The organism is Porphyrobacter sp. TH134, from assembly GCF_002855495.1.
Classification (GTDB): domain Bacteria; phylum Pseudomonadota; class Alphaproteobacteria; order Sphingomonadales; family Sphingomonadaceae; genus Erythrobacter.
Window position 1 is genome coordinate 1 of record NZ_PKRO01000011.1, and the last position, 24168, is coordinate 24168.

Annotated in this window: 25 protein-coding genes and 1 tRNA gene; 7 read left to right on the forward strand and 19 right to left on the reverse strand. The window is 62.3% G+C overall.

What is annotated here, in order from left to right; translation table 11 throughout:
• Positions 1-139: 139 nt before the first annotated feature.
• On the reverse strand, positions 140-748 hold the full coding sequence (gene pgsA, locus C0V72_RS06855) for a CDP-diacylglycerol--glycerol-3-phosphate 3-phosphatidyltransferase (RefSeq protein WP_101792618.1): 609 nt from the start codon (positions 746-748) through the stop codon (positions 140-142).
• Between the two features lie 174 nt (positions 749-922).
• Between pgsA and C0V72_RS06860 the strand changes: the two genes are divergently transcribed.
• Complete coding sequence (locus C0V72_RS06860) at positions 923-2239, forward strand: MFS transporter (protein ID WP_101792621.1); 1317 nt, start codon at positions 923-925, stop codon at positions 2237-2239.
• Here the strand turns inward: C0V72_RS06860 and C0V72_RS06865 are convergent.
• Positions 2236-2427, reverse strand: coding sequence for a hypothetical protein (locus C0V72_RS06865; protein ID WP_101792624.1), 192 nt, complete (start codon positions 2425-2427; stop codon positions 2236-2238). The two genes, C0V72_RS06860 and C0V72_RS06865, sit on opposite strands and share 4 nt — an antisense overlap.
• A gap of 181 nt (positions 2428-2608) precedes the next feature.
• On the opposite strand from C0V72_RS06865, the gene C0V72_RS06870 reads away from it, so the two are divergent.
• Positions 2609-4294 carry a thiamine pyrophosphate-dependent enzyme gene (locus tag C0V72_RS06870; RefSeq protein WP_101792626.1) on the forward strand — a complete coding sequence of 562 codons (1686 nt, stop codon included), beginning with the start codon at positions 2609-2611 and terminating at the stop codon, positions 4292-4294.
• Positions 4295-4364: 70 nt separating this feature from the next.
• Here the strand turns inward: C0V72_RS06870 and C0V72_RS06875 are convergent, their stop codons facing one another.
• Positions 4365-4535, reverse strand: coding sequence for a CsbD family protein (locus C0V72_RS06875; RefSeq protein WP_101792787.1), 171 nt, complete (start codon positions 4533-4535; stop codon positions 4365-4367).
• A 168-nt stretch (positions 4536-4703) separates the two neighbouring features.
• Positions 4704-5114, reverse strand: a complete 411-nt coding sequence (locus C0V72_RS06880) for an EVE domain-containing protein (RefSeq protein ID WP_101792629.1) — start codon at positions 5112-5114, stop codon at positions 4704-4706.
• 184 nt (positions 5115-5298) lie between these two features.
• Between C0V72_RS06880 and C0V72_RS06885 the strand changes: the two genes are divergently transcribed.
• The 5 genes from C0V72_RS06885 to C0V72_RS06905 all read left to right on the forward strand — a co-directional run bounded on the left by C0V72_RS06885 (position 5299) and on the right by C0V72_RS06905 (position 10612).
• Entirely contained in the window at positions 5299-6957 is a 1659-nt protein-coding gene (locus tag C0V72_RS06885; RefSeq protein WP_172438940.1) for an EAL domain-containing protein, read from the forward strand.
• 97 nt (positions 6958-7054) lie between these two features.
• Positions 7055-7867, forward strand: a complete 813-nt coding sequence (dapF, locus tag C0V72_RS06890) for a diaminopimelate epimerase (protein ID WP_101792789.1) — start codon at positions 7055-7057, stop codon at positions 7865-7867.
• The gene (locus C0V72_RS06895; RefSeq protein WP_101792632.1) at positions 7864-9039 is read left to right on the forward strand and encodes a MiaB/RimO family radical SAM methylthiotransferase; all 1176 of its coding nucleotides are present in this window, start codon (positions 7864-7866) and stop codon (positions 9037-9039) included. The genes dapF and C0V72_RS06895 overlap by 4 nt, the downstream gene beginning before the upstream one ends.
• Positions 9036-9962, forward strand: a complete 927-nt coding sequence (gene ftsY / locus C0V72_RS06900; protein WP_101792634.1) for a signal recognition particle-docking protein FtsY — start codon at positions 9036-9038, stop codon at positions 9960-9962. Before C0V72_RS06895 ends, ftsY begins: the two co-directional genes overlap by 4 nt.
• Entirely contained in the window at positions 9962-10612 is a 651-nt protein-coding gene (locus tag C0V72_RS06905) for an inner membrane-spanning protein YciB (RefSeq protein WP_101792637.1), read from the forward strand. Before ftsY ends, C0V72_RS06905 begins: the two co-directional genes overlap by 1 nt.
• Here the strand turns inward: C0V72_RS06905 and C0V72_RS06910 are convergent, their stop codons facing one another.
• The 15 genes from C0V72_RS06910 to bamA form a co-directional block, all read right to left on the reverse strand.
• Positions 10613-10984: a VOC family protein gene (locus C0V72_RS06910; protein ID WP_101792640.1), complete on the reverse strand. Its 372-nt coding sequence runs from the start codon at positions 10982-10984 to the stop codon at positions 10613-10615.
• A gap of 107 nt (positions 10985-11091) precedes the next feature.
• Complete coding sequence (locus tag C0V72_RS06915; protein WP_101792643.1) at positions 11092-13029, reverse strand: potassium transporter Kup; 1938 nt, start codon at positions 13027-13029, stop codon at positions 11092-11094.
• Between the two features lie 139 nt (positions 13030-13168).
• On the reverse strand, positions 13169-13816 hold the full coding sequence (locus tag C0V72_RS06920; protein ID WP_101792646.1) for a tetratricopeptide repeat protein: 648 nt from the start codon (positions 13814-13816) through the stop codon (positions 13169-13171).
• On the reverse strand, positions 13813-14244 hold the full coding sequence (locus C0V72_RS06925; RefSeq protein ID WP_101792648.1) for a cytochrome c-type biogenesis protein: 432 nt from the start codon (positions 14242-14244) through the stop codon (positions 13813-13815). Before C0V72_RS06925 ends, C0V72_RS06920 begins: the two co-directional genes overlap by 4 nt.
• Positions 14241-14771, reverse strand: coding sequence for a DsbE family thiol:disulfide interchange protein (locus C0V72_RS06930; protein ID WP_101792650.1), 531 nt, complete (start codon positions 14769-14771; stop codon positions 14241-14243). Before C0V72_RS06930 ends, C0V72_RS06925 begins: the two co-directional genes overlap by 4 nt.
• A 6-nt stretch (positions 14772-14777) precedes the next feature.
• The gene (locus C0V72_RS06935) at positions 14778-16760 is read right to left on the reverse strand and encodes a heme lyase CcmF/NrfE family subunit (protein ID WP_101792653.1); all 1983 of its coding nucleotides are present in this window, start codon (positions 16758-16760) and stop codon (positions 14778-14780) included.
• Between the two features lie 27 nt (positions 16761-16787).
• Positions 16788-17249, reverse strand: coding sequence for a cytochrome c maturation protein CcmE (gene ccmE, locus C0V72_RS06940; RefSeq protein WP_101792657.1), 462 nt, complete (start codon positions 17247-17249; stop codon positions 16788-16790).
• 14 nt (positions 17250-17263) lie between these two features.
• A complete protein-coding gene (gene ccmD, locus C0V72_RS16375) occupies positions 17264-17404 on the reverse strand; it encodes a heme exporter protein CcmD (protein WP_172438941.1) in 141 nt (46 codons plus the stop codon).
• Positions 17404-18168 (reverse strand): heme ABC transporter permease CcmC, encoded by a 765-nt coding sequence (gene ccmC / locus C0V72_RS06945; protein WP_101792660.1) that lies wholly within the window; start codon positions 18166-18168, stop codon positions 17404-17406. Before ccmC ends, ccmD begins: the two co-directional genes overlap by 1 nt.
• A 96-nt stretch (positions 18169-18264) precedes the next feature.
• Positions 18265-19332, reverse strand: a complete 1068-nt coding sequence (locus C0V72_RS06950; protein WP_101792663.1) for a Glu/Leu/Phe/Val family dehydrogenase — start codon at positions 19330-19332, stop codon at positions 18265-18267.
• 48 nt (positions 19333-19380) lie between these two features.
• A tRNA-His gene (locus tag C0V72_RS06955) sits at positions 19381-19457 on the reverse strand.
• 411 nt (positions 19458-19868) lie between these two features.
• Entirely contained in the window at positions 19869-20093 is a 225-nt protein-coding gene (gene rpmE, locus C0V72_RS06960; RefSeq protein WP_101792666.1) for a 50S ribosomal protein L31, read from the reverse strand.
• Positions 20094-20208: 115 nt separating this feature from the next.
• Complete coding sequence (fabZ, locus tag C0V72_RS06965; protein WP_101792668.1) at positions 20209-20685, reverse strand: 3-hydroxyacyl-ACP dehydratase FabZ; 477 nt, start codon at positions 20683-20685, stop codon at positions 20209-20211.
• A 19-nt stretch (positions 20686-20704) separates the two neighbouring features.
• Positions 20705-21394: an OmpH family outer membrane protein gene (locus C0V72_RS06970; RefSeq protein WP_101792671.1), complete on the reverse strand. Its 690-nt coding sequence runs from the start codon at positions 21392-21394 to the stop codon at positions 20705-20707.
• Positions 21394-24126, reverse strand: coding sequence for an outer membrane protein assembly factor BamA (gene bamA / locus C0V72_RS06975; RefSeq protein WP_101792673.1), 2733 nt, complete (start codon positions 24124-24126; stop codon positions 21394-21396). The genes C0V72_RS06970 and bamA overlap by 1 nt, the downstream gene beginning before the upstream one ends.
• Positions 24127-24168 lie beyond the last annotated feature (42 nt).

The window sequence follows — 24168 nt, forward strand, 5'->3', positions numbered from 1 at the left end:
AGGCCGGCTTCTGATCCCTTGCATCAAAAGACACCCCCCTGTCCTCACTCGATGTCCCAGAAAAATCAAACTGGCCCGGCTTTCGCAACAGGTCTAACGCATCCGCGCCAGTCTCAATCAGGCCCGGTGAGCAGGCGGCTCAGTCCATGTGCTTGAGGCCGACCCGCAGGTAATCCCAGCCGGTGATGCAGGTCAGCACCGCCGCCGTCCACAAGCTGACAAGGCCGATCAGGTGCACCCAGCTTTGCGCGATGGTGCCGCAACCCTCGCCTACGGACTGGCACGGCGCACCGTGCACCGCGCCGCCCAGGATCAACGCGCCGAGCGAGACGAGCTGAAAGGTGGTCTTCCACTTCGCCAGCTTCGATACCGGCATCGAGACCTGAATGCCTCCCAGAAATTCGCGCAGGCCTGATACCGCAATCTCGCGCACCAGAATAACCAGTCCGGCAATCACATGCACGTCCCCGGCATAGGGGCCGCGCAGGTATCCTTGCGCGGTCAGCACCAGCACCACGGCAGCCACCATGATCTTGTCCGCAATCGGATCGAGAAACGTACCCATCTTCGAGACCGTGCCATGCGCGCGGGCAAGATAGCCGTCCAGATAATCGGTCAGCGCAATCACGCAGTACAAGCCGAAGCCGATCAGATACCCCAGCCGCCATTCCGGCCACCACAGGAAAAATGCCAGCAATGGTACCGCAAAAATGCGCGACAGGGTGAGGATGTTGGGTAGGCTCGACATGGTTGCTTCATCGTCTAGCGCCGGTTTCGCTGCGGCAAAACCCCTCGCCCCCTCGATTGCCCACGATCATCGCAAACAGGCGCGCTGCGCCCGGCCGGATCATGCGCCCTTGTGCCTGCCGCCCTTGGCGCTATGTGCCAGTAATAAACAGGGAAGCGACAGCCAGACCTCCGCATGACAACATCGATCGATCTGATGCGTCGGCGGCGCTTTCTCCCGCTGTTCCTGACGCAGCTGTTTAATGCGTTCAACGACAATCTCTACAAGAACGCGATGGTGCTGTTCGTGGTCTATCAGGTGTATGATTCGCCTGAGATGGAAACGCTCATCAGCGGCGTGGCCACCGCGCTGTTCGTCCTGCCTTTCGTGCTGTTTTCAGCCACTGCAGGCCAACTGGCCGACATGCGCGACAAGACCAAGATCATCCGCTGGATCAAATTTGCCGAAATCATCATCATGGCGGTGGGCGCAACCGGATTGCTGCTCGCCTCACAAGGGATGCAGATCGAAAGCCTGGCCATTCCGCTGATGTTTGCCGCGCTGTTTGCGATGGGTGTGCACTCCACCTTCTTCGGCCCGATCAAATACGCAATCCTGCCCCAGCATCTCCATAAGGATGAAGTGCTGGCGGGCACCGGACTGGTCGAAGCGGGCACCTATGTGGCGATTTTGTTCGGCATGATCCTGGGCGGCGCAATGCCGGTGATGGGCAGCATCATCGGGGTGATTGCGGTTGCACTGGTGGGGTACCTGGTTTGCCGCTGGGTTCCGCCTGCGCCGGCCCAGTCGGACGAGACGACAGTCGATTGGAACCCGATCCGCGCGTCACGATCACTGATCGCCTTTTCGATGGGCAATCTGGAATTGCGCTATTCGGTGCTGGCGATCAGTTATTTCTGGGCCATCGCAGCGATCCTGTCGGTGCAGTTCATCCCGCTCGCCAAGAATGTGCTGCTTGCCGACAAGCAGGTCGCAGCGGTCATGCTGGTGGCCTTTTCAGCCGGAATTGCCATCGGTTCGGTGTCGATCAACACGTTGCTGAAAGGCGATATTTCGGCGCGTTACTCTGCGCCCTCGGTCCTCGTGCTTGGTGTGCTTCTGGTGTGCTTTTACGGCCTGTGCCGGATGTGGAACCTGACCCCGTCGGGAGAGCTGTTCACGGTAAGCGAGTTTGTGTCGCAGCCGCTCGCACTGGTGCTGATTGCCAACCTGCTGCTGATCGCGATTGCAGGCGGGATGTTCGTGGTGCCGCTTTATGCCTTTCTCACCACCCGCGTCGACAAATCCGAAGCGTCACGGTCGGTTGCGGCCAATAACTTCATCTCATCGGTGTTCATGGTGGTTGGGGCTGGCGCGGCCGGGGCGCTGGGCTTTTTCGGCATTCCGTTGCAAGAACAATTGCTGCTCAGCCTCGTGCTGTGCCTGTTTTCAGCCCACCTCGCGCGCAAGCTGCACGCCGCCGAGGCGCTGCGAACGCCGGACGATGCCTAGATAATGAAGGCAAGAATCGCGAGGGTGGAAGCCACATAGGTGCTGGCCACCCCGCGAACGTCATCCACCGTCAACCGCCACAAAGCCTCGGCGGGGATCGGAATCAGGTCGCGCTTCACATGCGGCGGCAGACGCCGGCGGAACCAGTGACGGGCGCTTTCATCGGTAAGAACCAAGCTGCGGCGCATTGGCGAGTCTCCTGTGGCAGGCCCACCAGCATTAGGACTTTCTTAACCATTGGAAACGCTTTGCGGCGAATGTGTCGCAGCATGGGACAGGCTGAAGCGACCACTCCGCCCGGCTCTCAGGTTTGCACGGTTTGGCGGCGAGATGTAGAGGCTGGCGAGCGACCCGACCGGAGATTGTGACATGCCTGATTCCACCCGCAGCGCGGCTGCATTGCTGGTCGATTGTCTGGCCCAGCAGGGGTGCGATCGGGTTTTCACGGTGCCGGGCGAAAGCTTTCTGGCCGTGCTTGATGCCCTGCCCGACTGGCCTGACATCGATGTCGTCACCTGCCGACAGGAAGGCGGAGCGGCCTTCATGGCCTGCGCTGACGGAGCAATGAATGCTGCCGGATCCGGGCGGCCTGGTGTCGCCTTTGTCACGCGCGGTCCGGGCGCGACCAATGCCAGCATCGGTGTTCACGTCGCGCATCAGGATTCGCAGCCCATGATCCTGTTTGTGGGCGATGTTGCCCGCACCATGCAGGGGCGCGAGGGGTTTCAGGAAGTCGATTTTCCCGCTTTCTTTGGCCCGATCTGCAAATGGGCGGCGCGGATCGATGATCCCTTGCGCATCCCTGAATACATCGCCCGCGCCTATGCTGTGGCGATCAGCGGGCGGCCCGGCCCGGTGGTGCTTGCCCTGCCCGAAGACATGCTGACCCAGCATGTCCCGGCCCATCTCACACCGCGCCCCGCTGTCCTGCGGCCAGCACAAGCTGTCTGCCCGGACGCTATGGCTGCCCTGTTTGATCTGATCGCGGATGCCGCCAGCCCCATCGCCATCATCGGCGGCGCGGGCTGGAACGCCAAGGCGCGCATACACTTCCAGCACTTTGCCGAACGCATCGGCTTGCCTGTGGCCACGGCCTTCCGCCGGCAGGATGCGATTGCGCCTACCAGCCCGGTCTATGCCGGGAACCTTGGCTATGGCCCCAATCCCCTGCTGACCCAGCGGGTCAAAAACGCCGACCTCATCATCGCAGTGGGCGCGCGGCTGGGTGAGGCGACCACCGATGGTTACGCGGTTCCGACCCTTGAACACCCCGGCCAGATCCTCGTTCATATCCACCCCGACCCGGAAGAACTGGGCCGCGTCTATCGCACCGATCTTGCGCTGGCTTGCGCGGTCGATGAATTCGCCGAATGCGCAGCCTTATGGGAGGATGAGGCCATCATTCCCTTCGGCGCCGGGGCCGAGGCTCATCGCGAATGGCGCGAATGGTCAACCTGCCAACCATCCGATGCCCCGATCGACCTTGCCGCCTGCGTGGCAGCGATGCGCGCGGCGCTGCCCGCCGATACCATCATCGCCAACGGGGCGGGAAACTTTGCCGGCTGGTGGCATCGCTACTGGCGTTACGAAGCCTATCCCGGCCAATTGGCACCGACCTGCGGCGCGATGGGTTACGGCGTGCCAGCCGCTGTCGCGGCGGCGCTGCGCTTTCCGGGCCGCACGGTCGTCGCCGTTGCGGGCGACGGTGATTTCCTGATGAACGGTCAGGAACTGGCGACGGCGGCCCAATATGGGCTGAATCTGATCGTGGTGGTGGTGGATAACGGCGCTTACGGCACGATCCGGATGCATCAGGAGCGAGAGTACCCTGGGCGGGTTTCAGGCACGCAGCTGATCAATCCGGACTTTGCGGCGTTGGGCGCGGCCTTTGGCGCGTGGACTGTCCGGGCCGAAACAACCGAGCAGTTCATCGCATCCCTCGGTGAGGCCAAGGCACGCACGGGTCTGCGCCTGATCCACGCTGTCACCGACCTTGAACGCATCGCGGCCAGCGGCGCAACCATCAGCGGCCTGCGCGCGCGGAACAGAGTCTGACACGAAGAAGGCCGCCTCTCAAAGGGGAAAGAGGCGGCCTTCACGTTGATCGTCAATCGGGGCGTGACGATCAGATTTTGTCGCCCATGGCGCCCTGAACGTCGCCCTTGACCTTCTGGGCCTTACCCTTGAGTTCCTGCTTCAGGCCCTCGGCGCGGGTTTCGGGGTTGTCGGACTGCTGCTTCACGCGGCCAGCCAGTTCGTTGGCGGTGCCTTTGATGGTTTCGGTGAGCTTGCCCATAGGAGCCTCCTTCATCGCGCGGGCCAATGCGGCGGCGCTTCGCCAGTCATCAAGCGGATCGGCCGGCCGATGTTCCGTTTCAGCCAGCAGAGCAAGGCGAACAGAGGCACCGCCGCGACCAGCCGTGGCTTTGCAACCCAGATTATTGATATGCAATAGAAATTGCTGTTACGCGCCGCGCGCCATATCGCAAATCACCCGCCATTCAGCCGGCGTCACACCGCACACTGACAGGCGCGACTGGCGGATCAGCTGCATGTCAGCCAGCCGCGGTTCGGCCTTGATCGCCACCAATGTCACGGGATGGGCAAACTTTTCCTTGGGCTTGATCTTCACCGCCGCCCACTTGCCGGTCTCGTCCGTGGGATCGGTGATCCCGGCCACGCTGATGGTGCAAATGCCGACCACCTCCAGCCCTTCGCGCGAGTGGTAGAAAAACGCCTCGTCCCCCACCTGCATCGCGGCCAGATTGTTGCGCGCCTGATAATTGCGCACCCCGTCCCACGTCCCCTCGCCCTCGGCGACCAGATCGTCCCAGCTGTATTTGAACGGTTCGGATTTCATCAGCCAATAGGCCATGCAGCAGCGTGCTCCCAGCGTTGAGAGCGTCCCGATAGCCCGCAATGTTGCGACTCGCCAAGCCCGGGTTTTCAGCGCCCTCGGATCCCGGGGATTAACGCTATCTTTAGCGTGATATGCGATTGTCCGGCACAAGGGCGTAATTGACCGGGTATCTGATCATGGGCGCCGTTCAGACAAGGCAATGGTTTTGACCGATCACGAGCCCACAAATCCGCTTGAGGCAGCCGAACGCGACATCATCGCGCTGGGCATCGCTGTGGCTTCGATCATCATGTTGGTCGGCACAGGCGGCGCGGTCTTGCCCAAGACAGTCGCCGCGCTGCTGGGTACTGGCTCCAGCCCGGACATCATCCTGGTCAATGCCCTGCTGCTCAATATCGCGCTGATCATTTTTGGCTGGCGCCGTTACCGCGAATTGACCCGCGAGATCGCGGAACGCCGTGAGGCAGAAGCCCGCGCGCGGTTGCTGGCATCGATTGATCCGCTAACCCAGTGCCTCAACCGGCGCAGCATGTTCGAGGCGACCGAAGAATTGCGCGCCCGCGCCGCAACCCGCGGGGAGGCTGTCGCCTATTGCATGATCGATCTTGATAACTTTAAGCAAGTCAACGACATGCACGGCCACTCCGCAGGTGATGCCGTGCTGGTGATGCTGTGCGAACGGGTGAAGGCCCTGCTGCCGCGTGAAGCCCAATTCGCCCGGCTTGGCGGCGATGAATTTGCCTTTGTCATGCCCTTTCAGGCCGGGCACGCCGACCGGGTCGATGATCTGGTGATCCGGTTGTTCGAATCTGTCGCACAGCCGTTCCAACTGCCTGAGCTTTCCCTCGAAATGACCATGTCGATCGGGCTTGCGGCCGATCACGAAGCGGATGGGACAATCGGGCTGGTGGTCGATGCCGCCACACTGATGCACCGGGCGGACATGGCGCTCTACCACGCCAAAAAGCAGGGCCGGTATCGCTACTTCTGGTTCGAACCGAGCATGGAGAGCGAAATCAGGTTCCGCAATCAGATCGAAACCGGCATCCGCCGCGGCCTCTCCAACGGCGAATTCGTCCCCTTCTACGAACAGCAGGTCGATGTGGATACCGGCGCGCTGGTCGGATTTGAAATGCTTGCCCGCTGGCGCTCGCCGCAACTCGGCCTGATCAGCCCCGACATCTTTGTGCCCATCGCCGAGGAAATCGGCCTGATCAACGACATGTCAGAACGCCTGATGGAACAGGCCTTTGCCGATGCGCGCGAATGGGATGACAGCCTGACGCTTTCGATCAATATTTCGCCGGTTCAGCTACGCGATCCGTGGTTTGCCCAGCGATTGCTGAAAAAGCTGGTGGCGGCCAATTTCCCGCCGCCGCGGCTTGAGATCGAGATCACCGAAAGCTGCTTGCATGAAAACATCGGTCTGGTGCGATCGATGATCATTTCGCTGCGCAATCAGGGCGTGAAGATCAGCCTTGATGACTTTGGCACAGGTTATTCAAGCCTTGAGCAGCTGCGCAATCTGCCGTTTGACCGGATCAAGATCGATCGCAGCTTCGTGTCCGAACTGCGTGAGCCGGGCAATCGTTCGCGGATTGTCGAAGCGATTGTGTCGCTGGGGCGCGGGCTTGATTTGCCACTGACGGCGGAAGGCGTTGAAGACGAGGAAATCCTCAAGGCGCTCAAGCGGCTCGGCCGCCTCAAAGCGCAAGGATATTTCTATGGCCAGCCTGAAGATGCCGACGCTGTGCGCACCCGGTTGAAGGCGGCAGGCATGTTGACGGGTGGCCAGATGACTATGGCAAGCACCGCGGCTGACGAGGTGCCAAGCATCTCCCGTATCGCCCGCCCCTGACCGCCAGCCACGCCACTGCACCAATTGGCAAGTTGCGCCGGCGCGGGGCGCGCAGGGCTGGACGCAGCGTGCCGGGGCGCATAGATGCGCAGCCGTGATGCAGACGATCCCCTTCATCAAGATGCACGGGCTGGGTAACGACTTTGTCGTGCTCGACGCGCGCGAAGCGGTCATCCCCCCCATGACCAACGCCGTCGTGCGCGCACTGGGCGATCGGCGGACGGGGATCGGGTTCGATCAGCTGATTCTGCTTGAACCGAGCGCGACGCACGATTTCCGCGCGCGCTTCTTCAACTCTGATGGCAGTGAATCCGGAGCGTGTGGCAATGGCAGCCGCGCTGTCGCCCTGCTGCACGGCGCTGCGGCCACTGTCGAGACGGCTGGCGGGCCGATCAGGCTTGAGCCGCTGGCAGGCGCGGCGCGGGTCGACATGGGTGCGCCCCGGTTCGACTGGGATGTGATCCCGCTGGCTTTTGCGATGGACGCCTTTGCCATGCCGGTCGCTTGGGAGCCATTGAACAACCCGATGGCGGTCAATGTCGGCAACCCGCATGCGATCTTCTTTGTCGGTGATGCCGATGCGGTCGATCTGGGGGCGCTGGGGCCGGTGATCGAACATGATCCGCTGTTTCCCGAGCGGGTGAATGTCAATGTCGCCAGCGTGGCAGGGCCGGATCACCTGCGCTTGCGGGTGTGGGAGCGCGGCGCCGGACTGACACGTGCCTGCGGCACCGGCGCCTGTGCGACAGCGGTCGCCGCGATCCGGCGCGGGCTGGTGAACAGTCCGGTGCGCGTGACCCTGCCCGGCGGCGATCTGACGATTGCCTGGGCGCCGGGCGGCACCATCGAGATGACCGGGCCGGCGGCAATCAGCTTTCGCGGCACCTTCGACTGGGACGATTATTCTTGAACGCCCCGCAGATCATTAGCCTGGGCTGCCGCATGAATATCGCGGAAAGCGAAGAGATGCGGGCGATGCTTGCTGGTGAGCGAGATCTGGTGGTGGTCAATTCCTGCGCGGTAACGGGCGAAGCGCTGAGCCAGACCCGGAAAGCGATCCGCCGGGCGCGCCGCGATCATCCGGCAGCGCGGCTGGTTGTTACCGGCTGCGCCGCGGAGATTGATCGCGCCGCCCTTGGCGCGATGGAGGAAGTGGATGGATTGGTCGCCAACGCGGCCAAGCTTGATCCAAGGGCCTGGAATGTGGCGGGCGATGCCCCCCCGATCGCCCCCGCCCGCACCCGCGCTTTTGTCGCCGTGCAGAACGGCTGCGACCATGCCTGCACTTTTTGCGTCATTCCCCAAGGACGGGGCAAAAGCCGTTCGCTGACTGTCGCTGAAGTCCTACAGGAGGTGGGAAATCATTGCGCGGCAGGGGCTAAGGAAATTGTCCTCACGGGTGTCGATCTTACCAGTTGGGGACATGATCTTGCCAATTCACCCCGACTGGGCGCGCTCGTTCAGGCCATCCTGGATGAAATTCATCAACTAACACGCCTACGCCTGTCCTCGGTCGACGGGATCGAGATTGACGAAGGCTTGTTCGAGCTGCTGGCGCATGACGCGCGGGTGATGCCGCACCTGCACCTGAGCTTGCAGCACGGTGCTGACATGATCCTGAAGCGCATGAAGCGCCGCCATCTGCGCGCCGATGCTGTAGGTCTGGTCGCACGGGTGAAAGCGCTGCGTGCCGATATCAGCATCGGCGCGGACCTGATCGCAGGCTTCCCGACCGAAGACGCGGCGCACCACGCCGCAAACCTTGCGATCATCGACGAACTGGACATCGTCCACGCCCATATCTTCCCCTATTCGCCCCGCCCCGGCACCCCTGCGGCGCGCATGCCGCAATTGCCGCGCGAGGTGGTGAAGGCCCGTGCTGCCGACCTGCGTGCCCGCGCCGCGGCCCGCCGCGCGGCTTGGCTCGAAAGCCTTGTGGGCGAAACGCTCCCCGTCCTCGCCGAACGCGACGGCACGGGCTATGCCCCCAATTACGCCCGCGTCGCGCTGCCCGAAGGAACGCGCGCGGGCGAAATCATCGAAGTGACTGTGCGCGGGTTCAGGGAGGGCCTGCTCGTATGAGTGAAACCAGCTGGACCCAGCGCCTCTTTGGCGGCTTTGCCAAAACCTCCGAGCGGCTGACCGCAAACCTTCCCGGCGCATCAGGCGGATCGGCGAGACTTGACGATGCAACGCTCGACGAGGTCGAGGATGCGCTGATCCTATCCGACCTTGGCCCGTCGGCCGCTGCCCGCATCCGCGCCAAACTTTCGGACAAGCGTTTCGGGCTGGAAATCACCACCCGCGAGTTGAAGGAAGCTGTCGCCGAAGAAATCGCCGCGATCCTGCGCCCGGTAGCAAAGCCGCTCGAAATCACGGCCTTTCCGCGCCCGCAGGTGATCCTTGTGATCGGGGTCAATGGCTCAGGCAAAACAACCACCATCGCCAAACTCGCCCACCTGTTTCAGGAGGATGATTACGGCGTGCTGCTGGCAGCGGGAGACACCTTCCGCGCCGCCGCCATCGGGCAACTGGCGACCTGGGCGGGCCGGATCGGCGTAGATCTGGTGCGCGGGCCTGAGGGCGGCGATCCGGCGGCGATCGTGTTTGATGCGGTCAAACAGGCCACCGACACCGGGATCGACGCGCTGATCGTCGATACGGCAGGACGCCTTCAGAACAAGTCCGAGCTGATGGAGGAACTGGCCAAGATCCGCCGCGTGCTCGGCCGCCTCAACCCCGAAGCGCCGCACGATGTGGTGCTGGTGCTGGATGCGACCAATGGCCAGAACGCGCTCGCCCAGATCGATGTCTTCAAGGAAGTCGCAGGCGTCACCGGCCTCATCATGACCAAACTGGATGGCACCGCGCGCGGGGGCGTGCTGGTGGCGGCGGCAGAGCAATACGGCCTGCCGATCCACGCCATCGGGGTGGGCGAAAAGCTGGAAGACCTGCGCCCGTTCGATCCCGATCTGGTTGCGCGCGTGATTGCCGGGGTGGCCTGATGAACGAGAACGAAACCAAAAAAGCTGCTGCCAGCTGGATCAGCGTGGCGGTCGATTATGGTCCGCTGCTGGTGTTCCTCGGGGTTTATCGCTGGCAATCGCCGGCCGATCCGAACCCGGTGGGCGAGCTGTCGGCGATCATTGCGGGCACCGGCGCTTTCATGGTGGCCGCTGTCATCGCGCTGATGGTATCGAAATGGCGGCTCGGCAAGGTATCGCCGATGCTGTGGTTCTCGACCGCGCTGATCGTCGGCTTCGGCAGCCTGACGATCTTTTTCGGTGATCCGACCTTCGTCCAGCTAAAGCCCACGATTATCTACGCGAGCTTCGGGATTATCCTGCTGGTCGGGTTCTTTGCCGGGCGGGCCTTGCTGAAAATCCTGCTCGAAGCCGCATTTGAAGGCCTGTCGAACGAAGGCTGGCTCAAATTGTCGCGCAATTGGGGTGTATTCTTTTTGCTGCTCGCCGGCCTCAATGAAGCCTTGCGCGCGCAGATGGACTTTGAAGGCTGGCTGTGGGCCAAGCTCTGGGTGTTCCTGCCGCTGACCTTCCTGTTCACCTTCAGCCAGATTCCGATGCTGCTGAAGCATGGGTTGAACTTCGAGGATCGGGACGAACCACTGAAGGACGAGCCGCCAACGGGGGGATAATCAGGGCTTGACCTGCGACAGGGCAATCCGATTGCCCTCGCTGTCCTCGATCTCAGCGACAAACCCGCCAGCACCGATGTCCTTCTTCGGATAGAGCATCTTCGATCCGCGCGCGGTTGCTCGTTCCAGCACCGCGTCAATATCGGGCACATCGAAATAGATCACCGGCCCATCATGCGATGGACGATAGACATCGCCCTTGGCCAGCGCGCCGCTCGCCCCGGCAGCGCCATCCGCTCGCGGGAAGAAGGCCATGTCGTAACCGTCAACGTTCTGGCGGCTCAGCTGGTAGCCGAACACACCTTCGTAAAACGCGATAGCCCGGTCCAAATCGGTGACGGGGATTTCGAAATGAACGACCGGATTGCTCATAAAAACGTGTTTGCCTTCGGACGCCGGCGCGCTGCCAGCCGTGTCCGGCCCACATGCTATGGCCATCAGGCTGAGCGGTGCGAAGAGCGTGAGGGCAGCACCAGGGCTCAAATCTCCACCTGGCTTCCCAGTTCCACCACGCGGTTGGTCGGCAAGCGGAAGAACGCCATCGCGCTCGCGGCATTGCGCAGCATCCACGCAAACAGCTTTTCGCGCCAGATCGCCATGCCGGGCTTGGCCGAGGCCAGCAGCGTCTGGCGCGACAGGAAGAAGCTGGTGTGCATCATCTCGAACGCCCCATCGCACAGCGTCAGCGCGCTAAGCAATTTGGGCACGTCGGTCTCTTCAAGGAACCCGCAATTGATCGTGACCCGGAAGAACCCGTTGCCCAAATTCTTGCACTCATACCGCTCCGCCTCGTCGACATAGGGCATCCCCTGCACCGCTACGGTCAGGATCAGCACACGTTCGTGCAGCACCTTGTTGTGCTTGATATTGTGGAGCAGCGCGGAAGGCACGCCCGAATTGGTCGAGGCCATGAACACCGACGTGCCCGGCACGCGGGTGGCGCTGCCATGTGCGCTCTTGGCGAAGATTTCGATTGGGAGCGCGCTTTCAGTCATGCTCGCCCGCATCAACTCACGGCCCTTCGACCAGGTGGTGAGCAGGGTGAAGATCACAAACCCGATCATCAGCGGCACCCATCCGCCCTGCGGCACCTTGATGAGATTCGCGCCGAAATAGGCGATATCCACGATCAGAAAGACAATCACCAACGGCAGCGCCTTCCAGATCGGCCAGCGCCACAGAGCGAACAGCACGGCGGCGAGCAGCAGCGTGTCGATGAACATCGCGCCGGTTACCGCGATGCCATAAGCTGCCGCCAGCGCGCTGGATGATTGGAAGAACAAGACCAGCAGGATCACCATGACCATCAGGCCCCAGTTGATCGCCGGAATGTAAATCTGCCCGGCTGCGGCCGCGCTGGTGTGGCGGATTTCCATGCGCGGTATGAAACCCAGCTGGATGGCTTGCTGGGTCAGGCTGAATGCACCCGATATCACCGCCTGACTGGCGATGATGGTCGCAAGCAATGCAACGATGATGACCGGCACACGGACCACATCGGGGATCATCAGGAAGAAGGGATCCTTGACCAGCGCCGCCGCCGCCTCTGGCGTGGCCTGCGACAGGATCAACGCGCCCTGCCCCATGTAGTTCAGCATCAACGCGGGGAACACAAAGCCAAGCCAAGAAAGGCCGATCGGTTTCCGGCCGAAGTGCCCCATGTCGGCATAAAGCGCCTCGGCCCCGGTCACGGCCAGCACGACGCTGCCAAGCGCAACAAAAGCGACAAACCCATCTGTCGCAAAGAAACGCATCGCGTTGATGGGGTTGATCGTCTCAAGGATGATCGCCGGATTGGCGCTGAGATGCATGACGCCCAGCGTTGCCAGCATGGTGAAATAGGTCAGCATCACAGGGCCGAACAGCTTGCCCACCCGGTCGGTCCCGCGCGATTGGATGGCAAACAGGGCAAACAGGATCGCCACTGCTGTGGGCACGATCCACGGTTTGAAGCCGGGAACGATGTATTGCAGCCCCTCTGTCGCCGACAGCACGGAGATTGCCGGGGTGATCATGCTGTCGCCATAAAACAGCGCCGTTGCAAACACGCCGAGCAGGATCAGCGGCGCTGTCCACCCCGCTTGGCCTGATGTTCGTTTGATCAAGGCGAGCAGCGCCAGACTGCCGCCTTCGCCGCGATTGTCGGCGCGCATGATGGTAAAGACGTATTTGACCGTCACCACCATCATCATCGACCAGAAGACCAGGCTCAGGACCCCGTGGATATGCGCTGCGTCCGGCGCAATGCCCGGCGCGCCGTTGTGCGAGGCAAATGTTTCGCGAAACGCGTAGAGCGGGCTGGTTCCGATATCGCCAAACACCACCCCCACAGCCCCGACGGCGAGCGTCAGAGTGGAGGCTTTGTGACCGTGGCTATGCGCGGCGGGCGGGTTGGTGGATGCTGCTGTGCTGCTCATGATACTCGGATTTCCCGTGTCCCCCGGTACTGCCCACCCGGCCTGAAGAACTCAGAGCCAGCGGCGCGGGCACCTAGCACCGCGCATTAGCACCTGCAACATAACTCACGCAGGCAAAACATCACATGACAGAAAGGCGTCACCTGCCCTTTAGCATCGGTGCGCGTGCGATCATGTCGTCCAGTCGGGCCACTTCAGCGGTCAACCCTTCACGCCACGGAGCATCGGCCGGTGAACGCTCCACCAGCCCCGCCCAGACATTGCGGGCCGCCACAATCTCTCCGCTTTGCAGATAGGCAAAACCAAGGAAATATTCCGCGCCCGGGTGCGCCGGATCGATCGCCCGGGCGCGTCCGAAGGCCTGAAGCGCGGCGGGCGTTACAAAACCATCGGCATGGCCGACAAGGGCAAGGCCAAGCGCAAGCCAGCTTTCCAGATCACGCGGATTATCCCGCAGTCCTTTTTGCAGCAACGCCGCTGCATCCCCGAACTGCCCCCGCCGCGCAAAAGCATCCGATGTCACCAAGTAATTGGGCGGCGGCAAGGTGCGGTCGAACAGCGCGGAACGGCCATCCACCATCGCCTCACCCTCTCCGCCAGCCGCGACAGCCGCAACCTTGGGCGCCGAGGGCTGACCGGGCGATCCTTGCCAGGCATAACCGGCAAGACCGGCAACCAGCACGGCGCCAAACAGCGTCATCCCTTCGCGCGGAAGCCGCAAAACCACCGCAGCAAAGGCAAAAGCTGCAAGCGCCAGTGCCGCAACTGCCAGCCAACCGCCGATCATGATGATTGCCCTTCTGAACTGCCACGCCGCTGCCCAAGGCGCCGCAGCAGGACGCCTGCCACCACCAGCACGATCAGCACGGGCACAGCAAACAGCGGCCACGTGGTGGCGCTGACCTCAGGTTCGTAACTGACATAATCGCCATACCGTGCGATCAGCCAACGGCGGATCTCATCCGGGCTTTCACCAGCGAGAATACGGCTGCGCACCTGATGGCGCATATCGCCAGCCATCGGCGCGTCGCTATCGGCAATCGACTGCGATTGGCATTTGATGCAGCGCAAGGTGTGCATCAGTGCGGCAGCCTCGGCTTCGAGCTGCGGGTTGTCGAGCTGGCTATAGGCGTAAGGTGCCGGCGGCATGGTATCCTGCGCCGCCACCGGAAGCGCCAGAATGGCGATGAAAAACGCGGCCAACCACCGGATCATCGGGCCTTCTCCAGTTCTGCGAGCAGCTTGGGCACATCGCCTTCGCGGATGTCGCCGATATGCTGGTACCGGATCACGCCCTTGGCATCGATCACGAAGGTTTCAGGCACGCCGGACGAGCCGACCGCCAGCTGCACTTCAGAAATCGGATCGCTGCCAATCCGAGTGTAGGGATTGCCGTGGCGGGCAAGGAAGTTGGCGACATCGCCGGGCCGGTCGCGGATGGCAATGCCAATGATTTCCACGCCGCGTGCTTGCAGCGCTTCCAATTGCGGGGCCTCGGCGATGCACGGCAGGCACCAGCTGGCCCAGATATTGAGCAAGCGTGGCCCACGGCCAACGAAATCTGTTTTTGCTGCTCCGGGCAGTCCGTCATAGGCTGGCTCAAGCGTGAAGTCGGGCAGTGGCTGGCCAATCATCGCGCTTTGGACGAACTCGTCCTTCTCCTGGGTCAGCATGTACGCTGCTACCCCTGCAAAGAAGGCGAACAGGGCGAGTGGCACCCAAAGATACAGCCGTGAACGCATGGCCGATTATTCCGCCGGCGCCGGTGAAGCGCCCAGCGCTTCAAGATCGGCGCGCCGCTCAGCACCTTTGGTGCTTGCCGTGCGGCGCTTCACGTCCACCTTCACGCGGCCCGCAATCGCCAGCACCCCGCCCAGCGCAATCAGCAGGCCCCCATACCAGATGAAGGTCACAAACGGCTTCCACCACACGCGGATTTGCCAGCGCCCGTCTTCGGCCTGATTGCCGATGACAGCATAAAGCTGCCCGTCCCACCGGGTGAGCAGAGCGCTTTCGCTGGTCGACATCGGCGGCGACCAGAAGCTGCGCGCCTGAGGATACAGGATGACAGGCTCACCCCCGCTCTCGCTGATCGCGAGCCGGGCCTCGATCGCCGTCCAGTTTGGCCCAGCGACCGGGGTCACGCTCTGGAGAGTGACCGAAAAATCGCCAATCTGTTCCGTGCCGCCCGGGGCAACCGCCGCGAGCCGTTCCTGCGAGAACGCGCCTTCGCAGGCCATGCCGAACAGCGAGACGGCGACGCCGAAATGCGCCAGCACCATGCCCCACGTCGCCACTGGCACGCGCCACAGCTTGCGGCCGCGCAGCGGCATGAACGCCGCCACAGCAAGCGCTGCGGCAAGGCCAAGGCCCAGCAACGGCAGCAGCGGGAACTGGCCAAAGAAGCTCACCAACACAATTGTCCCGATCACCAGCGCCGCGATCAGCCCAAGCTCGATCTGGAGCCGGGCAGGCTTGTCGCTTTTCCAGCGCAGCAGCGGACCAACCGCCATCACCAGGAACATCGGCACGGCAAAGATCGCGCTGGCCGGATTGAAATAGGGCGGGCCAACACTGACCCGGACATCAAATGCTTCGGTCAGCAGCGGATAGAGCGTCCCCAGCAAAACGATCGCGAGGATCGCCGACAGCATCACGTTGTTGAACACCAGCGCACCTTCGCGGCTGGCCACCGCAAAGCGCTTGCCTTCGGCCACGGCGCCCGCGCGCAGAGCAAAGATCGTGAACGCGCCGCCGATGTAGAGCAGCAGCAGGCCGAGGATGAAGGCCCCCCGCTCCGGATCGACAGCGAAAGCATGGACGCTGGTCAAGACGCCCGACCGTACCAGAAAAGTGCCCAGCATCGACATTGAAAAGGCCAGCACGCCCAGCATGATCGTCCACGTCCGCAGCGCATCGCGCGCGGCCAGCACACTGACCGAATGCATCAACGCGGTTGCCGCAAGCCACGGCATCAGCGAGGCATTCTCGACCGGATCCCAGAACCACCAGCCGCCCCAGCCCAGTTCGTAATAGGCCCAATAGGAACCGGCGGTAATGCCGAAGGTCAGCAGCACCCACGCGCCCAGCACCCACGGACGAAGCACACGGGCGAAAGCCGGGTTCACCTGATTGGTCAGCAGCGCGCCCATCGCCAAGCTGAAGGCGACCGACAGGCCAACATAACCGGCGTACAGCGTAGGCGGATGGATCGCCAAACCGATGTCCTGCAGCAACGGATTAAGGCCAATGCCTTCCGCCGCCGGGACGGGCAGACGCTCGAACGGATTGGAAGACAGCAGCAAGAAGGCATAAAAACCGAGCGCGACAAAGCCCTGCACCGCGAGCGTCGCGCCCATAGTGCGTTCAGGCAGCCGCTTTTCAAAGCCTGCCAGCAAGCCGCCCGACAGCGCCAGCACGCCAACCCATAGCAGCATCGACCCTTCGTGGTTTCCCCAGGTGCCGGTCAGCTTGTAAAGCATCGGCTTCATCGAGTGGGAGTTGCTCGCGACCAGCTTGATCGACAAATCAGTGGTCGCAAAAGCGTAGAGCAGCATGATGAAGGCGAGCACCGCCAAAAACGCCTGCACCACAGCCGCCGGGCGGGCATAGATCGCCAGCGCGTTGACCTCACCTTCGGCAGCACGCAGCGCAAAAGCGCCAGAAACCATTTGCAGCACCGCCAGCGCGGCCGCGAGCCACAAGGCGGCCAGTCCGATTTCGGCAGTCATTGCTTGGCCCTCGTTTGTGGCACGATGTTACTTCAACCCGACTGTGGTTTCAGCGGCCATCTTGGCGGCTTGCTCGGTCCCCATGCCTTCGAGTTCCTTGGGCACGTAGTTTTCGTCATGCTTGGCCAGCAGGTTGGTGGCGACAAACACGCCGTCCGGGCCAAGACTGCCTTCAGCCACCACGCCCGAATTCTCGACGAACAGATCGGGCAAGATACCGCTGTATCGCACGGGGATTGCATCGGCGGTGTTGCCGGTGACCATGAAGTTCACGGTGACACCGTCAGGCATGGTCTGGATCGAGCCAGCCTTCACCATCCCCCCCAACCGCACCGCTTGGCCGACTTCGGGCGGCTCTGATGCCATTTGTTCGGGAAGGTAGAAATAATTGGCCTGATTGCGCAGGCTCCAGGCCGCAAGCAGACCCGCGCCGACAATCGCCAGCAGGGCAATGATCACAAGGATCAGACGTTGTTGCTTCGCCTTCATTGCATTGTTCCTGTTCAGCGCCGCCGCACCGCATCACGCCGAGCCTCGGCACGGGCCATCGAACGCCATGCCCATGCGATCAGCATGGCCAGCGCGACCACGCCCACGCCATAGGCCATCAGGACAAAATCCCATTGGTTAAGCTGTTCGCGCATCATGCCTGTTCCATCGCCGGGGTCGCAGCGGCCATGGCCGGCGCGTCATCATCCAGCGCGCGGCGACGCAGCCGGGCTTCGACCTGCGCCTGCGCAATCAACGCCCGCATCCGCATCAAGACTATCGCGCCGAACAGCAAGGAAAAGCCGACCACCGCAATCAGCAGCGGCACAAGGAACGTCGCCTCGATCGCGCTTTTACCAGCGGTGATGCTCGGCGGCTGATGGAGCGAGTTCCACCACACCACGCTGCGATTGATGATCGGCACATTGACCGCGCCGACCATGCCGAAAATGGCGGCTATCTTGGTCGAGGAGCCTTCCTTCTCGGCCGCTTCTGTCAGCGCGATATAACCGGCGTAAAGAAACAACAGCACCAGCATCGATGTCAGCCGTCCGTCCCACTCCCACCAGGTGCCCCAGGTCGGGCGGCCCCAGATCGATCCGGTGGCAAGGCAGATCGCGCAGAACACCATCCCCGGCACCGCAATCGCCCGCGCCGCCAGTGCGGCCAGCGGGTGCTTCCAGATCAGCAGCATGGCACTGGAGATCGCAATCCCCGCCCAACCGCCCATGCCGAGCCAGGCCGCCGGGACATGAATGAACAGAATCCGCACGGTATCGCCCATCAGCCGATCAGGCGGCACCATGAACAGGCCCCACGCAACCGCACCTACAGACAGCGCCAGACCGCTCCAGAACAGAAGCGGTGTCAGCCACCGGGCAAGTGACAGAAAGCGGGTGGGGTTGGCGTATATGTGCATAATGTTTAGCGTCTCGCCGAGCTTGTAGCGTTACACCCAGAGCGGACAAGACTGCAATTCATACAGCGGGGGATCGTTCCCGCAGCCGTGCCCGTTTCAGCCGCGTCCGATCAGCTTTTGCGCCATCCGGTCAGCGACCACATCCGCCGAAACGCCGCTGCTGTCGCTTTCCTGCCAGATCGCTTCGAGTCGCCCGGGAATCTGCGCGACCAGCGCGTTGACTTCGGCAATATCGCCGGTGCGGCCGTCGCGGCGGGCGAGATATTCGGTAGCGACCGAAATGATTCCGCCCGCGTTGATCACATAATCGGGCGCATACAGAATACCGCGCGCGGCAAGATTGGCGCCGTGCTGGGGCTTGGCAAGCTGGTTGTTGGCGCCGCCCGCCACAATCGCGCAATCAAGCGCCGCAATGCCCTCGTCATCAAGGATCGCGCCCAGCGCGTTCGGGCTGAACACATCGCACGGCGTCGCCATGATGCCATCGGTTGAGGCCGTAACGCCGCCAAGCTCTGCTGCCAGCGATGCGGCGCGGGCCGCGTTAATATCGGCGAGGGTCAACTTGGCCCCATCACGCGCCAACAAGCGGGCAACCCCGCCGCCCACGCTACCCGTGCCCTGCACCGCGACATGAACGCCCGAAAGACTGTCCTTGCCAAGCTTGTGCGCCACAGCCGCCTTGATGCCGAGATAGATACCATAGGCGGTGAACGGGCCGGGATCACCGCCCGCACTGCCCGCGCCTGTCACAGGAAGGCCCGAAACATGCGCGGTGCGCTGGGATACCGCGACCATATCGGCTTCGGTGATACCAACGTCTTCAGCGGTCACGTAACGCCCGCCAAGACCCTCAACCGCATCGCCAAAGGCTGCCAGCATCTCAGGGGTCTTGATCCGCTGTTCATCGGCCAGGATCACGGCCTTGCCGCCGCCCATCGGCAGCCCGGCCATCGCGTTCTTGTAGCTCATCCCGCGCGACAAGCGCAGCGCATCGCGCATGGCGCCAGCCGGATCGCTGTAATGCCAGAACCGGGTGCCGCCCGCCGAAGGGCCACAATGGGTGGAATGGACCGCAATGATCGCTGTCAGCCCGCTCGCACGGTCGTGAACCAGTTGCACCAGTTCGTGCGCGTCGAAATCGGGCTCGGCCCAGAATGCGGTCATGCTATCTCCCCTGTCGGGCGCGGTACTGCCAAGCAGCAAGCGGGGAGATGGGGCGACCAACGGGGTTCGAACCCGCGACCTCCGGTACCACAAACCGGCGCTCTAACCAGCTGAGCTATGGTCGCCACACACTCCTGCCCGCATACCACCATTTTGGTCGCTGCCAAGCCCGCGCGAAGAGGCGCGGTTTACGCAACGCAGACATACGGTCAAGCGCCCTGACAAGGGAGGCGCGCCTCTTGCACAAAGGGCTGCCTGAGGAAAGCGAAAACTGCGCAGTGCGATTGTCAGCGCAAGATTATTACGCGATGCCAAAATTGCGGTGCCCCGCCCTCACCGATCCAGCACCGTTCCGCGAATCCTTTGATCGCTCACAGCGACGCGAGGTCTGGCATCAGCCGCCTATCGCCGCGCCAGCGCAAGCATAACACTGCGCCTCATACGAAAAAGGCGACCCCGTCGGGCCGCCTTCCTCCTGCGGTCAGAGACCGCAAACTTGTGCCGCGACCGGAAAGCCGCGAATCGCGTGACAGGGCTTACTTCTTGAGGCTGAGCCCACCGAAACGCTTGTTGAACTGGGCCACACGGCCGCCTTCGGAAACCTGCTGCTTGCCGCCGGTCCAGGCAGGGTGGCTCAGCGGATCGATATCGAGCGCAAGCACATCGCCTTCCTTGCCCCACGTCGAGCGGGTCTGGAATTCGGTGCCATCGGTCATCTTGACCGTGATCAGGTGATAATCGGGGTGACCTTCGGCCTTCATGATGGTGTCCTTTGCAGCGTGGCGCCGGTACCGACCGGCGCTGCTATGAATGGGAAGCGGGGCCGATAGGCGGGAACGCTGACCAATGCAACCTCAGATGTCAGCGGGAACGCGATCAGGCAGGCGGATCTGTCATCATGGCGGTGAACTCGACCTCGCAGGTGGTCTTGCCCTCGACACTGGCAACGCCTTTGAACTTGTAGACGCGGCTGCGCTTTTGCGTGAACTCCACGTGCAGATCGAGCAGGCACCCCGGGGTCACGGGCGCACGGAACTTTGCGTTCTCGATCCCCATGAAGATCACCAGTTTCCCCGTGCCTGCCAACTCCATCGTCTCGATCCCGAGGATACCCGCCGCTTGGGCCAGTGCCTCGATCTGGAGAACGCCGGGCATGATCGGCGCGCCAGGGAAATGGCCCTGAAAGAACTGCTCGTTCATGCTCACGGCCTTGACCGCGTGAATACGTTCTCCCAGCTGGATGGCCTTGACCCGGTCAACCAGCAACAGCGGGTAACGATGCGGCAAGGCCTTGAGGATCTTGACGATGTCATAGCCGGACACCTCGCCCGCGCCGTTACCCGTGTCGCTCATCGATCAGCTCCGGAACGGATCAGCGGCCTGCCGGCGCCGCGGCATTGCCCGGCTGCGCGGCTTGCTGCTGCTGCTGTGCCTGCGCCATCTGGGCGGCGATCAGGCGCTGCTGGATTTCCTGGTAGATTTGCACGCCCTCACGGCTTGGCTGCCAACCGGCCGGCGGCACCACGCCAACACTTGCGACCTTGGCGTTGAGCGCGGTCGTCACCTGCTGGGTGATGTCGGCTTCCGGCGGCGCGAACAGCAGCGACGACGGATCAATCACCATCTTGATCTGCTGCGCAGTCGTCACCTGCTCAAGCGCGGCGGGATACTGCATGATGATCTGCTCGATCGCGTAGACCCGCGCACCATCGATCTGGTTGCCAAGGCCCTGAATTTCCTGCTCAAGGGTCTGAAGCTTGGCAAAATCAGGCGACTTCTGCATCGCGGCCTGTTCGCTGTCGTCAACCTGCTTGTCGCCGTTCTTGTCGAACTTGGCGAGCATGGTCTGGCGCTCCTGCGCCTTGGTACGGCGCAGTTCGTTTTGCTGGGCGTAAGTGGTGTTGACCTGCTCGTACGAGGTCTGGAACGCCGTGGTGCCGATGATGGTGCGTGAGATATCGACCGTGGCAAGACGGCCATCCACCTGAGCATGCGCAGGCAGCGCCGTCAGCGCCGTCAGCGCAACACCAGCCGAAGCGAGATATTTGGCAAGACGTGTCATCAGAATTGGGTTCCTACGTTAAAGGTGAAAGTACGCTCGTCATCGCCTTCCACCTTGCGGATGGTCTGAGCGAAGTCGATGCGGAAAGGTCCAAAGGGCGAGTTCCAGTTCACCCCGATCCCGGCTGTCACACGCGGGCTGGGCGAATTGCCGAGGAAGACTTCGCGCAGGTTGGTGCCGGGTTGGATCGACAGGCGGTTGGGCGTGCCATCCGGCTGGGTCGGGCTGGTGGTGAACTGGCCGGTGGTGGGCACCTCATAAAGCAGCGCACCATTCGCGTCGCGCTGCTGGATGCCGCCGGGATTGACCGTAAGCACCGGTGTTTCAACACCCCACAAGGCGCCGACATCCGCCCAGATCGAAGGCCGCAAGCCAAGTTCGCGCGCGCCGCTCCCCAGCGGGATTTCAAGCTCGGCCCGGCCCAGATAGTAGTTGCGCCCCCCGATCGCATCGTCACGCACCTGATTGCGCTCGGTTACATACAGGATGTTGCCGTTCGCATCCAGCCGCGGCCGCCCCAGATCGTCGAGCAGCGACTGCTGCGTGAGAATCCGAGGGCCGACCCCGCGGATCGCAAAGCCGCGGATTTGCGGTTCGCCGAGGAAGAAGCGGTCGGTCAGCAGCACATCATCAACGCCTGCACCCGGGCGTTCCTGCAACGGAATGATCGTGCCGCCCTCAGCCAGGATCGAGAAGATGAAGCCTGAACTGCCGACATTCCAGAATTGCTGCGCCCGGCCGCGGAAGCGGGCGTAACGCACATCGCCGCCCAGCCCTGCAAACTCGGCGCTCAACGACACGGTCTTGCCCCGTGTTGGACGAACGCGCGAGTTGAGCGAATTGTAATTGAGGCTCAGGCCAACGATCGAGCTCAACCGCGTGCCGATCGCATCGCACAAGAAGCGCCCGGCCCGCAGCGGATCACACTCCCGCACGCCGTCGCCGTTAAGGTCCGAAAAGAACAGGTTTTCGTCGAGCGACACGTCTTCATAGTTGAGCGTGTAACTGCCCACCAGCGACATGTATTCGGTCAGCGGTACACCAGCGCGCATCGAAAAACCGGTCGTGGCCTGCTGGAACGTCGTATTACGATCATTGCCGGTAAAGTTGAAGCTGTTGAAATCGCGCCGGTAAATGTCGATGCCGCCGGAGATATTCCGATCAAAGATATAAGGATCGGAGAAACTGATCTGCGCCGAGCGCGAGAACTGCGAATAGTTGATGCTGAGCCCGACAGTCTGCCCGCGCCCGCGGAAATTGCGCTGGCGGATGCTGCCGGCAAGAATGAACTGCTCGATCGAGGAAAAGCCGGCTGAAAATTGCAATTCGCCCGTCGGGCGTTCTTCGACGTTGGCCTCAAGGATGATGCGGTCGGGCGCGCTACCCTCGGTTTGCTTGACCTCGAAGTTTTCCTGAAAATAGGCCAGCGAGTTGATGCGCGCCGTGGTGCGCAGCACCCCGACCGAGTTGAACGCATCGCCCTCCGCCAGACGAAATTCGCGGCGAATGACCTTGTCCTGCGTGAGCGTGTTGCCGTTGATATCAACCCGCTCGACATAGACGCGCGGCGCTTCACGCAAGACGAAGGTGATGTTCATCTTGAGGTCGTCGGGCACGCGGTTGTAGCGCGGCTGGACGTCGGCAAAGGCATAGCCGTAACGGCCCGCCAATTCGGTCAGCTGTTCGATGGTGTCTTCGACCAGCTTCGCGTTGTAAAAATCACCCGACTTCATCGGCAGCTGGGTGCTCATCACATCGCTGTCAAAGTCGCGCAGCTGGCTATCGACCTTGACGTCGCCAAAGTTATAGCGCTCGCCCTCTTCCACCACATAGGTGATGATGAAGTCCTTCTGATCCGGCGTCAGTTCGGCCACCGCCGACACCACGCGGAAATCAGCATACCCTTCGGTCAAGTAAAACTGCCGCAACTTCTGCTGGTCGAAGGCAAGGCGGTCAGGGTCATAACTGGTGTTTGAGCTGAAGAAGCTGGTGAGCCGCGATTGCTTGGTCACCATTTCGCCGCGCAATTGGCCGTCAGAAAACTTCTCGTTGCCAAGAATATTGATCTGGCGGACCTTTGATTTGGGCCCTTCGGTGATCTCGAAGACGATATCGACCCGGTTCTGCGGCAGCTGCACCATCTTGGGCTCAACCTGCGCGGCGAACCGGCCCTGACGCTTATAGAGTTCGATGATGCGGGCAACGTCAGCGCGCACCTTGGAACGGGTGAAGATCTGGCGCGGCGAAAGCTTGATTTCGGGCAGGATCTTGTCGGCCTTCAGCCGCTCGTTCCCTTCCAGAACGATGCGGTTGATCACCGGGTTTTCGGTCACATTGATCACGACATTGCCGTTGTCATTGCGGATCGAGAAATTGGCGAAAAGCTCCGTCGCGCCAAGATCCTTCAGCGCCTCGTCAGCGGCAGCAGAGGTGTATTCCTGCCCGACGCGCAGACGGATGTAGCTGAGAATGGTAGTGGGTTCGAGCCGTTCGGCACCGACCACAGTGATGGTGCTGATCGCGTTCGCGCGCGCTGGCAGAACAGGCGCAGGGGCTGCTGGCTGAGCAGTCGCCGCCGTTTCCGTTTGTGACTGGCCAGATTGTGACTGGGCAGACGCGAGCGCCGGAACCCCCGCAAGGATCGAACCACAGCACAGCAGGCTGGCCAGCCGGATGACCGGACGCGGGGCAGAGGCGTTGCAATTGACCGGCCAGGCGCCTGTCTTGCTCATTCGGTTCATCCAGCAAAAATCCCGTTTTCAACCCAGTGCGCC

What these genes read in the sequence shown, in the direction of transcription:
- C0V72_RS06865 (WP_101792624.1), bottom strand. Translation starts at nt 2,427, where the DNA reads ATGCGCCGCAGCTTGGTTCTTACCGATGAAAGCGCCCGTCACTGGTTC.
- C0V72_RS06885 (WP_172438940.1), top strand. Translation starts at nt 5,299, where the DNA reads ATGGTTTTGACCGATCACGAGCCCACAAATCCGCTTGAGGCAGCCGAA.
- ftsY (WP_101792634.1), top strand. Translation starts at nt 9,036, where the DNA reads ATGAGTGAAACCAGCTGGACCCAGCGCCTCTTTGGCGGCTTTGCCAAA.
- C0V72_RS06930 (WP_101792650.1), bottom strand. Translation starts at nt 14,771, where the DNA reads ATGCGTTCACGGCTGTATCTTTGGGTGCCACTCGCCCTGTTCGCCTTC.
- rpmE (WP_101792666.1), bottom strand. Translation starts at nt 20,093, where the DNA reads ATGAAGGCCGAAGGTCACCCCGATTATCACCTGATCACGGTCAAGATG.
- C0V72_RS06935 (WP_101792653.1), bottom strand. Translation starts at nt 16,760, where the DNA reads ATGACTGCCGAAATCGGACTGGCCGCCTTGTGGCTCGCGGCCGCGCTG.
- ccmE (WP_101792657.1), bottom strand. Translation starts at nt 17,249, where the DNA reads ATGAAGGCGAAGCAACAACGTCTGATCCTTGTGATCATTGCCCTGCTG.
- fabZ (WP_101792668.1), bottom strand. Translation starts at nt 20,685, where the DNA reads ATGAGCGACACGGGTAACGGCGCGGGCGAGGTGTCCGGCTATGACATC.
- dapF (WP_101792789.1), top strand. Translation starts at nt 7,055, where the DNA reads ATGCAGACGATCCCCTTCATCAAGATGCACGGGCTGGGTAACGACTTT.
- C0V72_RS06915 (WP_101792643.1), bottom strand. Translation starts at nt 13,029, where the DNA reads ATGAGCAGCACAGCAGCATCCACCAACCCGCCCGCCGCGCATAGCCAC.
- C0V72_RS06910 (WP_101792640.1), bottom strand. Translation starts at nt 10,984, where the DNA reads ATGAGCAATCCGGTCGTTCATTTCGAAATCCCCGTCACCGATTTGGAC.
- C0V72_RS06970 (WP_101792671.1), bottom strand. Translation starts at nt 21,394, where the DNA reads ATGACACGTCTTGCCAAATATCTCGCTTCGGCTGGTGTTGCGCTGACG.
- bamA (WP_101792673.1), bottom strand. Translation starts at nt 24,126, where the DNA reads ATGAGCAAGACAGGCGCCTGGCCGGTCAATTGCAACGCCTCTGCCCCG.
- C0V72_RS06880 (WP_101792629.1), bottom strand. Translation starts at nt 5,114, where the DNA reads ATGGCCTATTGGCTGATGAAATCCGAACCGTTCAAATACAGCTGGGAC.
- C0V72_RS06875 (WP_101792787.1), bottom strand. Translation starts at nt 4,535, where the DNA reads ATGGGCAAGCTCACCGAAACCATCAAAGGCACCGCCAACGAACTGGCT.
- C0V72_RS06860 (WP_101792621.1), top strand. Translation starts at nt 923, where the DNA reads ATGACAACATCGATCGATCTGATGCGTCGGCGGCGCTTTCTCCCGCTG.
- ccmC (WP_101792660.1), bottom strand. Translation starts at nt 18,168, where the DNA reads ATGCACATATACGCCAACCCCACCCGCTTTCTGTCACTTGCCCGGTGG.
- C0V72_RS06920 (WP_101792646.1), bottom strand. Translation starts at nt 13,816, where the DNA reads ATGATCGGCGGTTGGCTGGCAGTTGCGGCACTGGCGCTTGCAGCTTTT.
- C0V72_RS06925 (WP_101792648.1), bottom strand. Translation starts at nt 14,244, where the DNA reads ATGATCCGGTGGTTGGCCGCGTTTTTCATCGCCATTCTGGCGCTTCCG.
- pgsA (WP_101792618.1), bottom strand. Translation starts at nt 748, where the DNA reads ATGTCGAGCCTACCCAACATCCTCACCCTGTCGCGCATTTTTGCGGTA.
- C0V72_RS06870 (WP_101792626.1), top strand. Translation starts at nt 2,609, where the DNA reads ATGCCTGATTCCACCCGCAGCGCGGCTGCATTGCTGGTCGATTGTCTG.
- C0V72_RS06950 (WP_101792663.1), bottom strand. Translation starts at nt 19,332, where the DNA reads ATGACCGCATTCTGGGCCGAGCCCGATTTCGACGCGCACGAACTGGTG.
- ccmD (WP_172438941.1), bottom strand. Translation starts at nt 17,404, where the DNA reads ATGCGCGAACAGCTTAACCAATGGGATTTTGTCCTGATGGCCTATGGC.
- C0V72_RS06905 (WP_101792637.1), top strand. Translation starts at nt 9,962, where the DNA reads ATGAACGAGAACGAAACCAAAAAAGCTGCTGCCAGCTGGATCAGCGTG.